At 58.8% G+C, this 13,568-nt stretch carries 17 protein-coding genes; 10 read left to right on the top strand and 7 right to left on the bottom strand.

Going from position 1 to position 13,568, the window contains the following annotated elements; all coding sequences use genetic code 11:
- Positions 1-197: 197 nt before the first annotated feature.
- Together arcD and ACRC1E_RS10420 are read right to left on the bottom strand one after the other, a co-directional pair.
- Complete coding sequence (gene arcD / locus ACRC1E_RS10425) at positions 198-1,631, bottom strand: arginine-ornithine antiporter (RefSeq protein WP_438515030.1); 1,434 nt, start codon at positions 1,629-1,631, stop codon at positions 198-200.
- Entirely contained in the window at positions 1,624-1,824 is a 201-nt protein-coding gene (locus ACRC1E_RS10420; RefSeq protein ID WP_438515029.1) for a hypothetical protein, read from the bottom strand. Before ACRC1E_RS10420 ends, arcD begins: the two co-directional genes overlap by 8 nt.
- Positions 1,825-2,097: 273 nt before the next feature.
- On the opposite strand from ACRC1E_RS10420, the gene queC reads away from it, so the two are divergent.
- The 5 genes from queC (at position 2,098) to ACRC1E_RS10395 (ending at position 6,563) form a co-directional block, all read left to right on the top strand.
- On the top strand, positions 2,098-2,790 hold the full coding sequence (queC, locus tag ACRC1E_RS10415; protein ID WP_438515028.1) for a 7-cyano-7-deazaguanine synthase QueC: 693 nt from the start codon (positions 2,098-2,100) through the stop codon (positions 2,788-2,790).
- 1 nt (position 2,791) lies between these two features.
- Positions 2,792-3,775, top strand: coding sequence for a 6-pyruvoyl trahydropterin synthase family protein (locus tag ACRC1E_RS10410; RefSeq protein WP_438515027.1), 984 nt, complete (start codon positions 2,792-2,794; stop codon positions 3,773-3,775).
- Positions 3,763-4,389: a 7-carboxy-7-deazaguanine synthase gene (gene queE, locus ACRC1E_RS10405; RefSeq protein ID WP_438515026.1), complete on the top strand. Its 627-nt coding sequence runs from the start codon at positions 3,763-3,765 to the stop codon at positions 4,387-4,389. Before ACRC1E_RS10410 ends, queE begins: the two co-directional genes overlap by 13 nt.
- A gap of 55 nt (positions 4,390-4,444) precedes the next feature.
- Positions 4,445-4,873, top strand: a complete 429-nt coding sequence (gene queF, locus ACRC1E_RS10400) for a preQ(1) synthase (RefSeq protein ID WP_438515025.1) — start codon at positions 4,445-4,447, stop codon at positions 4,871-4,873.
- Positions 4,874-4,970: 97 nt separating this feature from the next.
- Entirely contained in the window at positions 4,971-6,563 is a 1,593-nt protein-coding gene (locus ACRC1E_RS10395) for an ABC transporter substrate-binding protein (protein ID WP_438515024.1), read from the top strand.
- 3 nt (positions 6,564-6,566) lie between these two features.
- Here ACRC1E_RS10395 and ACRC1E_RS10390 read toward each other — a convergent pair whose 3' ends face one another.
- The 4 genes from ACRC1E_RS10390 to ACRC1E_RS10375 form a co-directional block, all read right to left on the bottom strand.
- Positions 6,567-6,815 carry a hypothetical protein gene (locus tag ACRC1E_RS10390; protein WP_438515023.1) on the bottom strand — a complete coding sequence of 83 codons (249 nt, stop codon included), beginning with the start codon at positions 6,813-6,815 and terminating at the stop codon, positions 6,567-6,569.
- 62 nt (positions 6,816-6,877) lie between these two features.
- Entirely contained in the window at positions 6,878-7,333 is a 456-nt protein-coding gene (locus ACRC1E_RS10385; protein ID WP_438515022.1) for a methyltransferase family protein, read from the bottom strand.
- A 119-nt stretch (positions 7,334-7,452) separates the two neighbouring features.
- Positions 7,453-8,184, bottom strand: a complete 732-nt coding sequence (locus ACRC1E_RS10380) for a peptidylprolyl isomerase (protein ID WP_438515021.1) — start codon at positions 8,182-8,184, stop codon at positions 7,453-7,455.
- Positions 8,185-8,365: 181 nt separating this feature from the next.
- The gene (locus tag ACRC1E_RS10375; protein ID WP_160796273.1) at positions 8,366-8,581 is read right to left on the bottom strand and encodes an alkylphosphonate utilization protein; all 216 of its coding nucleotides are present in this window, start codon (positions 8,579-8,581) and stop codon (positions 8,366-8,368) included.
- 244 nt (positions 8,582-8,825) lie between these two features.
- On the opposite strand from ACRC1E_RS10375, the gene ACRC1E_RS10370 reads away from it, so the two are divergent.
- The 4 genes from ACRC1E_RS10370 to ACRC1E_RS10355 are packed head-to-tail and all read left to right on the top strand — an operon-like array spanning position 8,826 to position 11,497.
- Positions 8,826-9,458 carry a hypothetical protein gene (locus tag ACRC1E_RS10370; protein ID WP_438515020.1) on the top strand — a complete coding sequence of 211 codons (633 nt, stop codon included), beginning with the start codon at positions 8,826-8,828 and terminating at the stop codon, positions 9,456-9,458.
- Entirely contained in the window at positions 9,458-9,862 is a 405-nt protein-coding gene (arfB, locus tag ACRC1E_RS10365; RefSeq protein ID WP_438515019.1) for an alternative ribosome rescue aminoacyl-tRNA hydrolase ArfB, read from the top strand. Before ACRC1E_RS10370 ends, arfB begins: the two co-directional genes overlap by 1 nt.
- A gap of 57 nt (positions 9,863-9,919) precedes the next feature.
- Positions 9,920-10,867 carry an EamA family transporter RarD gene (gene rarD / locus ACRC1E_RS10360; RefSeq protein WP_438515018.1) on the top strand — a complete coding sequence of 316 codons (948 nt, stop codon included), beginning with the start codon at positions 9,920-9,922 and terminating at the stop codon, positions 10,865-10,867.
- A 3-nt stretch (positions 10,868-10,870) separates the two neighbouring features.
- A complete protein-coding gene (locus ACRC1E_RS10355; RefSeq protein WP_438515017.1) occupies positions 10,871-11,497 on the top strand; it encodes a phosphoribosyltransferase in 627 nt (208 codons plus the stop codon).
- An 11-nt stretch (positions 11,498-11,508) separates the two neighbouring features.
- Here ACRC1E_RS10355 and ACRC1E_RS10350 read toward each other — a convergent pair whose 3' ends face one another.
- Positions 11,509-12,474, bottom strand: a complete 966-nt coding sequence (locus ACRC1E_RS10350) for a DUF533 domain-containing protein (protein WP_438515016.1) — start codon at positions 12,472-12,474, stop codon at positions 11,509-11,511.
- Positions 12,475-12,630: 156 nt separating this feature from the next.
- Between ACRC1E_RS10350 and ACRC1E_RS10345 the strand changes: the two genes are divergently transcribed.
- Positions 12,631-13,568 (top strand): MBL fold metallo-hydrolase (locus ACRC1E_RS10345; RefSeq protein WP_438515015.1); only part of this gene is annotated, 938 nt, incomplete at its 3' end.

The following is a 13,568-nucleotide window of genomic DNA, read 5'->3' as shown; positions in this document are numbered from 1 at the left end:
AAAAACGAACAGTATGGCCTGCTCAAGCGCCAGCCCTGACATGTATCCTTGCCTGCAGCTACACTTTTGCGGCTTGAGTTGCTATTGCCGTTGCGGGTGGGACTTTGCTTGATTGCGTATGCAGGAGCAGGTGGTGATGCAGCAAAAGGCCCCGGTGCTACCCATTTAGCACCGGGGCCTTGTTATGCCTGCGTGAATTACAGTGTCAATGTTCCCACCGACAAGCCATAAGCGGCATAGACGCCCAAGGCCACAATCACGACGGCCAGAATGGCCTCGCCGCTGTTAAATGGCTTTTCTGAGCGTTCCTTGCGTGCCCATACATAGAACAGCAGGCCAGGTGCATAGAGCACCATGGACAGCAGCAGATATTGCAGGCCGGCAGCGTACAAGAGCCAGATGCCGTACAGGGTGGCAATCACGGCGACCAGCATGTCCTTGCCGGTGGACTCGCCCGCCTTGTAGCCTTGGCCGCGCTGTACGACCATTAGCGAATAAAGCGCACAGAATAGATAGGGCAGTAAGATCATCGAGGTGGCTAGCAGGACCAAGCTCAGATACACGGCGCCGTTAAAGTAGGTGATGATCAGAAATAGCTGGATCATGCCGTTGGTCAGCCACAGCGAGGCAGCAGGCGAACCATTGGCATTGGTGGTGCTGAACACCTTGGGCATCATGCCGTCCTTGGCGGCAAGATAGGGTGTTTCACCACACAGCAAGGTCCACGCCAGTAGCGCACCACCGACCGAAACCACCAGCCCAGCATTCATCAGGTTGGCTCCCCACGATCCGACGGCAGCCTCCAATACATAGGCGGTTGACGGATTTTTCAGTGCCGCCAGTTGTTCCTGTGTCAGGATGCCCAGCGACAGTACCGATACGGCAATCAGCAGCGCGATGGTCAGCAAGAAGCCGATTACGGTGGCTTTGCCTACATCTGCCATGCTCTTGGCACGACTGGAGAACATCGAGGCACCTTCAATGCCGATAAACACCCATACCGTCACCAGCATGGTGCTCTTGACCTGATCGACGATGGAGCCCAGCTTGGTCGAGCCCCAGAAGTCGAGATTGAAGGTGTCCACCTTGAAGGCAAACAGCACCAGCAGGATAAACAATGCCAGCGGTACCAGCTTGGCGACGGTGGTGATGGTGTTGATCATGGCCGCACCTTGCACCCCGCGCAGTACCAGGAAGTGCAAGGCCCACAGCAGGATGGAGGCGCAGATGATGGCGGCGCCGGTATTGCCTTCGCCAAACACCGGAAACCAGAATGAAAGTGCCGAAAACATCACGACAAAATAGGCGACGTTGCCTATCCATGCCGAAATCCAGTAACCCCATGCCGAGTTAAAGCCGACATAGTCGCCTAGCGCAGCGCGTGCGTAACCGTATACACCGCCGGTGACCTCGGGTTTGCGTGTTGCCAGTTGCTGGAATACAAAAGCCAGCGCCAGCATGCCGACAAAGGTAATGGCCCACCCTATGATGATGGCGCCGGCACCGGCGCCGGACGCCATATTTTGTGGCAGCGAAAAAATGCCGCCGCCTATCATGGAGCCGACCACCAGTGCGGTGAGCGCGCCAAGTTTCAGCCTGTTGTCAGTGCTTGGGTTGGTGTTGTCAGACATGACTTCCTCCTGATGTGTTGACGATATTGCCTGGGGCCGGTTTTTTGCCGGGTATGAGCATCAAAATGGGTACTTCGCTTGTGGGCTTGATCTGGCATTCTGATGGTGCAAGCCGGTGTCTAGACGAGCCTTCGTTGAAATAAAACAGCGTTGCGGTGGCCAAGGCCGTGCCTTGCTTGAATTGAGTCGACATGGGAAAGCGCTGGGCTCCTTATTGGCCGTTGGTGTTACGGCTATGACTAATCGGTAATGCGGCAGCTGATCTCTGTTATAGACAGCGTTGGGTTTTTTGCAGCGTCTTGTCCGTTGTTTTCCGATTTTTGCTGCGGGTCGCGGAGGGTGATCGTGGCAGCTGCCTCGGTTTTAGCGCTGGCCGCAGACCTTGCTTGCGTTTAGAATGCGCCCGCACGCCGCGAGACCGAGCGGTTTGCGTTCCGATTAACTTCGACTGTTTTCGAAGGACAATATGAGCATCACCCCTCAGGACCCCGACCGCGCCCTTGTTGTGCTGTCCGGAGGCCAAGACTCGACCACCTGTTTGTACTGGGCACTGTCCCGCTTTAGCCATGTAGAAACCGTGACTTTCGATTACGGCCAACGCCACCGCGTAGAGCTGGATTGTGCACGCACCATCGCGGCCATCGCCGGCGTTCGCCATACCATCCTTCCCATCGATACCTTTACCGCCATGGGCGGCAATGCGCTGACCGATGCAGCCATCGCGCCGGAGCAGGGCGTGCGTAGTGATGCGGCCCTGCCCAACACCTTTGTGCCCGGGCGCAATCTGATTTTCCTGACTTTTGCCGCCGCCCATGCCTGGCAGCGCGGCATGGCCAATATTGTCACCGGCGTGGCCCAGACCGATTATTCGGGCTATCCCGATTGCCGCGAAAATACGCTCAAGGCGCTGGAGTTGGCCATTAATCTGGGCATGGACAGCCGTATCAGCCTGCATGCGCCGTTGATGTTCATGAGCAAGGCCGATACCGTGCATCTGGCCGAAGAACTCGGTGCGCTGGATGCGCTGGCATACAGCCATACCTGCTATCAGGGCGAAGTGCCGCCATGCGGACTTTGTGCGTCCTGCCTGCTGCGCGCCAGAGGATTTGCCGAAGCCGGGCGTGCCGATCCATTAATCATGCGCACGGCAGGGCTTTAAGATGCGGACTCTTCATACGGCGAGTGCCGGCTTCGAAGCGGCACGCACGCTATCGGGCGTGCACCACGGCCACAGCTTTGTCTTGGCGGTACAGGCGGATTGGCCTTTGCCTGCCTTGCGTGACCGCCTCGCGGCAGTGTGCGGCAGGCTGGACTATCAGGATTTGAGCGCGCAATTCGCCCATCCGGACGATATAAGCCTGATTCATCACCTGTCAGGCGTGCTGGACATGGCTGCGGCCTTGTCCCTGCGTTCGGCACCCGATCGCGGAGTAGAGCTGGATGCCGCCGGCAAGGCACACATCTGGTTGAAAACCGGTTTCGAGGCCGCACACTGGCTGCCGCATGTGCCTGATGGCCATCAATGCGGACGTTTGCATGGCCATGGTTTTGGCGTGCGCTTGCTGGCCGATGCAACGCGTATTGATCATGCCGCCTTGCTCGCCGCATGGCAGCCGCTTTGCAATATGTTGCAGCACTCGACGCTTAACCATATCGCCGGCCTTGCCAACCCGACCAGTGAAGTGCTGGCTATCTGGCTATTCGATGCGCTGGCCCAAGTGCTGGACGGGGTGGCGGCGGTGGAAGTATTCGAGACGGCGACCGCAGGTAGCCGCTTTGACGCTCAGGGGCTGCGCATCTGGAAGGAGCAGCGCTTCGAAGCGGCAGTGCCTTTTGATAATGATGGTCGCTACACCGGTCATAGTTATCTGGTGCGCCTGCATCTGGCCGGCGAAATGGATGCAGAGCAGGGCTGGGTGCGTGACTTTGGCGAGGTGAAAGCCTTGTTCAAGCCCCTGTATGCACAGCTGGATCACCATGCGCTGGATCAGTTGCCGGGTATTGCTGCGACCGACTGCGCCGGCATCGCGCGCTATCTGGCAGCCCGTTTTGCGCCGGATGAGCTGGTGCGCATTGATCTGCTGGAAAACGAGACCGATGGCGCGCTGCTGTGGCTGGACGGGAGCCGTACATGTACACGCTAAAAGAGATGTTTTACACGCTGCAAGGCGAGGGCGTACACGCGGGGCGTGCGGCGGTGTTCTGCCGCTTTACCGGTTGCAATCTGTGGAGCGGGCGTGAAGTGGATCGTGCCAAGGCCGTTTGCCGTTTCTGCGATACCGACTTTGTCGGTGTCGGGCCTGATGGCGGGCGTTTTGCTTGCCCGGCGGCGCTGGCCGGGCATATCTGCCGGCTATGGCAGGGGCAAGGTGGTACCCCCTATGTGGTGTTTACCGGTGGCGAGCCGCTATTGCAACTGGACGAGGCGCTGATAGCGGCGCTGCATGAGCGCGGTTTTGAAGTCGGGGTGGAAACCAACGGTACGCTACCGGCTCCAGATGGCATTGACTGGCTGTGCGTCAGCCCCAAGGCGGGGGCCGACTGGGTGCAGCGTAGCGGTGATGAAATCAAGCTGGTGTATCCGCAGGCGGACTTGCTGCCTGAGGATGTCGATAGTGCGAACTTTGCCCATGCCTGGCTGCAACCGATGGACGATGCCGCGCGGGCGGCGAATACCGCGGCCGCCATCGACTACTGCATGCGTGCGCCGCACTGGCGCTTATCGCTGCAAGGCCACAAGCTGGTCGGCATCCGCTAGTTGCCCCCGTGCCCATTATTCCCCATTCCCTAATTTTTACATCCGGAGTCATAGCATGGACCTGCATACCGATCTGCAATCGCTGGGCAACAAGAAAACCGATTACCGTTACGATGAGCCGGATGCCAGCTTGCTGGAGCGCTTTCCCAATCCGTATGCCCAAAGCGCGATCAACCCCAATGGCGTGACCGGCAGCCTGAATATCAGCTGCCCGGAATTCACCAGTTTGTGCCCTGTCACCGGCCAGCCTGATTTTGCCACCATCGTCATCGATATGGTGCCGGGCGAGTGGTGCGTGGAGTCCAAGTCGCTCAAGCTGTATCTGGGGTCATTCCGCATGCACGGCGAGTTTCACGAGTCCTGCATCTGCCGCATCTGCAATGATCTGGTCAATCTGCTGCAACCACGCCACATCGTGGTTGAAGGGCGCTTTACCCCGCGCGGCGGCATTCCCTTGTGGCCGAAGGCCGAATGGCGGGCTTAATCACGCTTGGTTTGAGTCGGGCCTCGACGGATAGCTGGTAACTTGGCATGGCGTTTGCGATACTCTAATTCAATACAATTAGATGAAAGTAAATGCCATGACCGTTAACCGTCCTGCCGTGGTCGCCTTGCGTGCGCTGGCATCCCTGTTTCCGGTAGCGGCTTTTGCCGCGCCGCTGGTGGTGTGTACCGATGCCAGTCCGGAAGGTTTCGACGTCGTGCGCTACAACACGCTAACCACGACCAATGCCAGTGCCGACGTGTTGATGAACCGTCTGGTCAATTACGATACGGCGCTGGGCAAGGTCGTACCTTCATTGGCAGCGAGCTGGCGTGCAGGCGCGGATGGTTTGTCGCTGACATTTACCCTGCGTCCCGATGTGTCTTTTCATTCCACGCCCTGGTTCAAGCCTAGCCGCAAGCTGAATGCGGATGATGTGGTGTTCAGCTTTCAGCGCATGCTGGCCCCGGCTCACCCTTGGTATAAAACGTCACCGTCGGGCTATCCGCATGCCAAATCCTTTCAGCTGGACAAGCTGATCAAGTCGGTTACCAAGGTGGATGAGCATACGGTAAGGTTCGAGCTGAGCAAGCCGGATGCCACTTTGCTGTCTACGCTGAGCATGGGCTTTGCCTCTATTTATCCGGCCGAATACGCGGCACAACTGCTAAAAGCCGGCACCCCCGAGCTACTCAATACCCAGCCGGTAGGTAGCGGGCCCTTTGTCTTCCAGAGTTTCGCCAAAGACAGCAATGTGCGCTACCGCGCCAACCCCGATTATTTTGCCGGAAAAGTCCCCAGTGAACGGCTGGTGTATGCCATTACGCCGGATAGCAGTGTACGCATGCAAAAGCTGAAGGCAGGCGAGTGCCAGATCGTGGTCGGGCCGAAGCCACAAGATGTGCAGGCGCTGCTGGGTGACAAATCGGTCAAGGTGGTCGCCACGCCGGCCTTTATGACGGCATTTGTTGCCTTCAACAGTCAGAAAAAACCGTTTGACGATGTGCGGGTGCGTCAGGCCATTAATCTCGCGTTTGACAAGGCAGCCTACCGTCAAATCGTATTCGGTCCATCCGCTACCCTGGCTGTCGGGCCGTTTCCACCCTCAACTTTGGGTTATCGCCAACTGGCCGACTACCCGCATGATCTGAAGCGGGCGCGTAGCCTGATGAAAGAGGCCGGACTGGAGCGGGGTTTTGATACCGCGATCTGGGTGCGCCCGAGTGGCAGTGTGCTCAACCCCAATCCCAAGGCCGGTGCCGAGTTGTTGCAGTCGGATCTCGCCAAGCTGGGTATTCGCGCCGAGATTCGGGTGCTGGAATGGGGTGAGCTGGTCAAGCGCGGCAAGGCGGGTGAGCATGAGATGCTGTTTATGGGCTGGGCCGGTGATAATGGCGATGCGGATAACTTCCTGACGCCGCAATTTTCCTGTGCTGCGGTGCAGTCCGGTACCAATTTCGCCCGCTACTGCCATCCGAAACTGGACAGCCTGATTACGGATGCGCGCCTGTTGTCCGATCCAAAATCACGCGCCTTGCGCTATGGCAAGGCACAGCAGATCATCAAGGAACAGGCTTTATGGCTGCCGCTGGTGCATCCGGTTGCGCAGGCATTAACCAGCCGCAATGTCAGTGGTTACACTGTCAGCCCATTCGGGCGGCAAGACTTCAGTCGCGTCGTGGTGCGCTAAGCGTCAGCAGCCAAGGAGTGCGGAGGTGACGGTAAAATCGTTGCCGAAGCGGCGCACCAGCCGGGTTAGCGTAGGCGCCAGCGCCGGCCAGTTTTCTGTCAGGCAGGCGGGTAGATCCGGGATACTGTCTACTCGCAGGAAATCGGCCAGTGCCGCAGGCTCGATATGGAAATAGGCGGGGTAGCCGTCAAGGCGGCTATTGACCAGCAGCATTTGGCTGCGGTCGACGCGGCAGGCGAGCAGGGTCAGCAAGGGCAAGTCTCCAAAAAGGGGGGCATTTTGCGCGCAGCGGGTGCTGTAATCAAGCGCCAGCCTCAGATCCAGCGGCGTACACGCTGGCAATAGTCCTGATAAGCCATGCCGAAGTGCTTGCCGAGTGCGCGTTCTTCCGGCCGGATCTGAAAGCGGTTCATATACAGCACAAACAGCGGTAGCGCCAGCAAGGGTAGCAGTTTGCCAAGGTAGAGTGCCCATGCGCCCAGTAGCAGCAAGTCACCCAGATACATCGGATTGCGGCTGAAGCGGTACAGGCCGCCAGTGACCAGGGTCGATGCGCTTTCGGGGCGTAGCGGATTGACGCTGGTGCGTGCGCGGATAAATTCCGCTACCCCGGACAAGAGTAGCGCACAGCCCGATAGCGCGAGCAGTGCCGTCAGTACGGAGGCACCGGGCAGGCGCAAATCGATGCCGCTCGCCGCCAGTCCATACATCAGGCCCGCCAGTAGCAGGCATAGCAAGGGGGGCGGAATTTTAAGCTCGAGTCTGTCCATGCGTGTCTTGCCTGATGTGTGCGGGCGCTAGCTATGCATGCCGGCCCGTGGCAAAAGCCGTGTTCACAATAAAAGACCGGGCGCGCGGCCCGGTCTTAAGCTGTCGTTTACTTGTTGCCTTACAGGCTCGGCATGGCGAAGCCTTCGATCTTGGCGTTACCGACCAGCTTGGCCAGATATTCGTGCATGACCTTGCGGCCAGCCATCTCGTTCAGATATTGCTGCAATTGGCCTTTGACTTCGTCAAAGCTGACTTGGCCGCCGCTTTGGCGCTCGTTGACCTGAATGATGTGGTGGCCGAACTGGGTGGCGACCAGTTCCGGTGCGATCTCGCCGGCTTCCGTGCTGAAAACGACCTGTTCGAATTCGGGAACCATCTGGCCGCGGCTGAACTGGCCGAGACTACCGCCTTGCTGGCCGGACGGGCAGCTGGAGTGCTCGCGTGCCAGATCGGCAAAGCGTTCCGGATGGGCGGTGACGTCGGCCAGTACCCCTTCGGCCTTGGCGCGGGTCAGGCTGTTGGCCAGCTCATCGCCGGCCAGCGGGAACAGAATGTGGCTGGCAACGGCATTTTCGCCTTGCTGGAAACGCTCTGGGTAGCTGGTGTAGAACTCGAGGCAGGCCGCTTCATCTACCGGCGTGAACTGCAGGGTCTTGTCCAGCAGTGCGCCAATGGCTTCGCCTTCGTTGGCATTGTCGATGCCGTGTTCGCGGGCTTCTTGCACCAGCAAGGCATGCAGGATCAGTTGCTGGACAGCGGCTTCGCGCGGGCTAGGCGTCTCGGCGTGGTTTTCCAGCTCGGCTGCAATCATGGATTCGGTAATTTCAACGCCGTTTACGGTGATGGCCATCAGAGGCTCCTGTTCTGGTCTTGAGGGTGGGTGCAGCATGCTGCTGCAGCAGTCTGTTTTCGATAATGGGGTTGTTTGCGCCGATCTCAATACTTGATCGTTGCAAATCTTGCCCATTTTGTGGGTAAACACAAAAGGCGCGCCACGCGGCACGCCTTTACGCTGGGTTTGACGCGTCGAATCAGGCTTTTTTCAGGAAGCAGGTCTTGAGCATCAGTCCCTTGATTTTGTCGTTACGGCATTCGACATGCTCATCGTCGTCTTCATCTACGCGGATGTTCTTGAATACGGTGCCGCGCTTGATGACGGTCGATGAGCCTTTTACTTTCAGGTCTTTGATAACGGAGACGGTGTCGCCGCTGGCAAGCAAGGTGCCGTTGCTATCTCTTACATCCATGGTGTTGTGTCCTTGGGTCATGCCGGTTTTTGATGGGCCATTATATCCTTTGGTTTTTTATTTACCAAATCCGGATTACTCGCGGTTATAACGACGCGTAGTTGTTCCGCTGGCGGCAGAACACTCGCAGTGTAGTCAACAGGCGTACATTGAGGCGGTGCGTAAGGTCGCCGCCCCTGCTGTTTGCCGGTATCATGTCTGCTTTCGCCGTTATATGGCGGGGCAGGCTTGAGGGAAGGGCGGTATGAGTCAGGAACAAAGCAACGCTAACGAAGTGTGGCGCAAGATCAAGGCGCTGGAACATGCGTTGAACGGCATGCTGCCGGAGGCCATTGCCGCCAGCAAATTGGGCAAGCCGGGCAAGGTCTTGTCCGAAGTGCAGAAGACAGCAGGTGAGCGCAGTGCGCTGGCCTTGAGTTTCCCCATCCTGCAGCGTGAAAACCGCAAGGATGTCGAGGTCGCGTGGATCAATGTGCAGATCAGCCTGTCCGGTAACGGCGTGCCGTGCCTTGCCGGTGGCGAGCCGCAAGGCGCGGTGCTGCATGTGGCGCACTGGGCATGCGAGTTCAGTTTCGAATACGACGCCTATATCGGCTTCCCGGCCGCAGGCTGGCAGCCGTGGCAAAACCGCGAAGGGCGCTTGTTGCTCTGGGATGAGTCAGAATCGCCTTTTGGCGATGAATGGCTGTTTACGCTGAATCTGGATGTCGTGAATACCGAGGCGCTGTTGCAGCAGTGTGTGGTCGCGCCGGCCATTGCCCTGTTGCAAGGCAAGGCGCTAGCCGGGGCCTTGCCGGCAGACTTGCCCGGGCTGTTGGCTTACCAGGACCTGATGCTGCCGGATGGCGCGCGCGATCTTTGTGTCGTGCCGGCGTGATGTCACGCTATCCGCTCAAGGAGGCCGAGGTCGAGTTTTCGGCCATCCGTGCGCAAGGCGCGGGAGGCCAGAATGTCAATAAGGTTTCCAGTGCGGTGCAGCTGCGCTTCGATGTGATGGCCTCCAGCCTGCCCGAAGCGCTTAAGCTGCGGCTGTTGGCGCGCGCCGATACCCGGCTCAATAGTGCCGGCGTATTGGTGATCAAGGCGCAACAGTACCGCAGCCAGATTCTGAATCGTGCCGACGCATTGCTGCGTTTGCAGCAACTGGTCGACGAAGCTTGCCATGTGGCCAAGGTTCGCCACGCGACGCGTCCCACTTTAGGTTCGCGCAAGCGTCGGCTGGAAGGCAAGGCCAAACGCGGCAATATCAAGGCCTTGCGTGGCCGGGTTGGCGACACTTGATAGGCGTTTGTGTGAAAAATTTCCCTGCCGTCTTTTTTCTCTTTCCAGTTTGACCCCATGATGCCTGTTTCCCGTTTCTCCGGCGCCGGTGTGGCGCTGTCCGTGCTGGCCTCGGTGCTGTTTGCCGTATTGTCCGGCTATACCACCTTGCTGGCGCCCTTGTCCGGCCTCGCCGTTTTTGCCTGGCGTATTGTATGGACCTTACCCGGTGTGGCTTTGCTGCTGGTGTTGCGCAAGCAATGGCCGGCATTTTGCTTGCTGCTGGGGCGCTTGCGTACCGAGCCTAAGCTGGTGCTGGCCATGCCGCTATTGGCCGCCTTGTTCGGCGTGCAGCAGTGGCTGTTTATGTGGGCGCCGCTTAATGGCGAAGGCATGGCGGTTGCCATGGGCTATTTCCTGCTGCCGCTGACCATGGTGCTGTTCGGACGCGTACTGTATGGCGAGCATCTGTATCGCATGCAGTGGCTGGCGGTGGCGTGTGCGCTGGCCGGTGTGGTACATGAGCTATGGCTGACGCAGGCTATCGCGTGGCCAACCTTGCTGGTTGCGCTGGGCTATCCGCCTTATTTTGTCTTGCGGCGCTGGGCACGACTGGAAGCCTTGACCGGTTTTGCTTTAGAGGTGCTGCTTTTATTTCCGTTTGCGCTCGTGATGTTGTGGTGGCTGGGGCCGGACAGTTACGGCGTCATGGCCGAGGCACGTTTCTGGCTGTTGCTGCCCGGTCTGGGGCTGATCAGTACCGTAGCCTTATTGTGTTATCTGGGCGCCAGTCGCCTGCTGCCTTTGGGTTTGCTGGGCATTCTGGGTTATGTGGAGCCGGTATTGCTATTCTTGCTGGCCATTACTTTGCTGGGTGAGCCCTTGATGGCAAACCGGCTGCTGACTTATGGCCCGATCTGGCTGGCGGTGGGTTTGACCGGCTTGCATATTGCCATTCGCCAGTTTGGCCTGCGCTTACCTTTGCGTAAGGGCTATTTTAAAGCGAGGGTGAACACCAAGAGGTGAGTCATGCGCTTTGATGATCGAATTGATGCCGCGCAGCAACTGGCGCAGGCCTTGCTGGGCTATCGGGGCCAGCATCCGCTGGTATTGGCCATTCCGCGCGGCGCGGTGCCTATGGCACGCGAGCTGGCCGCTTTGCTGCAGGGAGAACTGGATGTGGTGCTGGTGCGCAAGCTGCATGCACCGGGTCATCCCGAGTTTGCCATTGGCGCCGTTAACGAGGCCGGAGAGGTGGCGCTGATGCCGTGGGCCGAGCGGTCCGGTGCCGACGCGGACTGGGTTGAGTGCCAGCGCGAGCAGGAGCTGGCAAAAATCCGGGCAAGGCGCGCGCGTTATACGCCTTTGCGCCCATCCATGAGCCCGGCAGGGCGGGTGGTGATCGTGGTGGATGACGGGCTGGCTACCGGTGCCACCATGCTTGCGGCGCTGGATGCGGTACGCCGGCAAAAGCCGGCACGGCTAGTGTGTGCCGTACCGGTAGCCGCTAGCGATGCGTGCGCACGGGTGCGCAGCCACTGCGATGAACTGGTCTGCCTGTCTGTGCCTGGCGAATTTTCATCGGTCGGCCAGTTTTACCGCGACTTTACCCAAGTTGACGACGGCGAAGTCGAGCGGGTACTGGCCGCACCCTAAGCGGCCTAAGTTCAACGTCCTTTCATCATGGCCATGATTTCGGCCGCATTCAGCGTGCTGGCACGCTGCTGGATTTGCGGCAGATACTGGCCTTGCATCTCTTTGGCCGGCCCCAGCAGGCCTTGAAAACTCTGTTGCAAGAGTGCCGTACTCATCTGGCGGCCACCGGCGTAATAACGTTTGGCTATTTGTCCCAGTGCATAGGTGCTGGCAAAGGAAAATGCCATGCCGGTGCCGGCACCTCCCAGTGTTTTGCCCCATTTCCCTGCGACCTTGCCGAACAGGCCGCCTATCAGTTTGCGCCCGAATTGTTCCAGATACTGCGAAGTCAGCCCGACGCCTACCGTGGACAGAAATTCACGGATATGGCCCTGATCCAGTTCGTGGCCGTAGCGTTTGCCAATGGCGTACACCATCTTGATCTGCAGGGGGATGATGGCCACTGATGCCCATGATTGCGGCAGCAGTTCCAGTGCGCCATTGAGAATGGCGTAGTTGAGGATGGAGCGATCCAGCTCGGCTTCGTCAACGCTGTGGGCGGGTGCTGCGGGTTTTCCGGCATGGACGGGAGGCGCAACCGAGACCGGGGCGGAAAATTCACCAGCCCGGGCAATGGCGTCGGCCTCATGCTCAAAAGCATCGGTTTCACCCGGGTTTAGCTGTAACTGACTCTTCAGTGCCGACAAAAAGGCGCGCTCGGCTTCGCTGGTGCGACCGTCTGCATCGCATACGCAGACCGCCATTTCATAGGCAAACTGGCGCGTGCCCTGATCGTTTAATTGTGCGCAGGCGTTTGCCAGTGTCACCCGCTTGAGTAATACATCCTGATATAGGCGGGTGAGATCCAGTCCCGAACCCTGTCCCAGCGAATCGGCCAGCGCCCGTATATGTTCGCGCTCGCGCTCGTCGTTATTGCCATCGGCAAAGGCCGCCATCAATGCAATAGTCAGTATGCTTTGTTGCTGTTCGGGGTTCATATGCGGTCCTGTGTGTAATCAAGTCTATCTGACTGGCAAATTTTTACGGCTTAGGTTCCCTGCATATAGAAAGCCGGGCCGATTTGCTTTGAGCGGTGCCATCTTCAACTAGAGTAGGAAGCGTGGCAGCGGGCCATAGGGCAGCGGGAGAATCGAATGCGTATCACCTTTCTGGGCGGTGCCGGCACAGTGACCGGCAGCAAATATCTGGTCGAATACCAAGAGGCGCGGGTATTAATCGATTGCGGGCTGTTTCAGGGCTACAAGCAACTTCGCTTGCGCAATCGCGAAGCTTTTGCCGTTGATCCGGCGAGTCTTGATGCAGTGATACTGACGCATGCACATCTGGATCACAGCGGTTATCTGCCGGCACTGGTGCGTGATGGCTTTCGCGGGCCGGTCTATGCCACGGCCGCCACGGCGGCATTGGCGGCCATCCTGTTGCCGGACAGCGGCCGCCTGCAAGAAGAGGAGGCCGAATACGCCAACCGTCGCGGCTCGTCCAAGCACCACCCGGCCTTGCCCTTGTATACCGAAGAAGATGCGCTGCGTGCGCTGGCGCATTTTCGCGCGGCAGAGCTAGGTCAGGTGCAGGCCATTGCGGGCGGCATGACTTTCAGCTTGCGCCAGGCCGGCCATATTCTGGGTGCGGCCATGGTCGAGCTGACTGTGGCGGGCAAGGTGATCGTGTTTAGCGGTGATCTTGGCCGCCCGCACGACCCGGTGATGTGCGCCCCTGCAACCGTAAAGCAGTGCGATTATTTATTGGTCGAGTCTACCTATGGCAACCGTCGCCATCCGCAGGAGGACACTGAAACCCTGCTGGCCGATATCATCCAGCGTACCGTCGCGCGCGGTGGAATCATCGTGATTCCGTCCTTTGCCGTCGAGCGGGCGCAAATTTTGCTGTATCACCTCTATCGCCTGCGTCAGGCCGGCCGCATTCCGATGGTGCCCATCTATCTCAATAGCCCGATGGCGCGGGATGTGACCGATCTGTTTCTGGCTTTTCGCGCCGAGCACAAACTCTCGCCCCAAGACTGCGCCGGCATGTGCCATATTGCGCATATCGTGCAGTCGGTGGAGGAGTCCAA

It is taken from the genome of Craterilacuibacter sp. (genome assembly GCF_051659485.1).
Lineage (GTDB): Bacteria > Pseudomonadota > Gammaproteobacteria > Burkholderiales > Chromobacteriaceae > Craterilacuibacter.
The sequence above is the reverse complement of the archived record's forward strand: the minus strand, read 5'-3'. Positions and strand labels throughout refer to the sequence as shown.